The following is a 308-nucleotide window of genomic DNA, read 5'->3' on the forward strand; positions in this document are numbered from 1 at the left end:
CAAATTAGTACAGTTTCCACACAGAAAAGGGAAAAGAATCCGTCAATTTCACGAAGGGGTTGTGGAAGAAGGAGGGAGATTCCGTGTGAGGCTGATATATAATGTTTTAAAGGAGGAAAAGACATGAAATTAAGCACACTCATGAAAAGAGGCCTGGCCGTAGGATTAGTAGGAGCCATGGCGGTAGGTCTCGTAGCCTGCGGAGACAAAAAGGATGATGCGAACCAGAGTTCAGCAAATTCTGATAAAGCCGCAGCCAGCGATGTAACACTGAAATTCCAGCAGTGGTGGGGAGTGGAACTTCCGGA

The 308-nt window shown here is 46.4% G+C and carries 1 pseudogene; it reads left to right on the forward strand.

The annotated features are described in order from the left end of the window. Positions 1 to 123: 123 nt before the first annotated feature. A pseudogene (locus tag OCV88_RS15960) lies at positions 124 to 308 on the forward strand (sugar ABC transporter substrate-binding protein); the annotation flags it as partial.

Origin of the sequence: Brotonthovivens ammoniilytica (assembly GCF_025566885.1) — a bacterium.
Taxonomy (GTDB): domain Bacteria; phylum Bacillota; class Clostridia; order Lachnospirales; family Lachnospiraceae; genus Brotonthovivens; species Brotonthovivens ammoniilytica.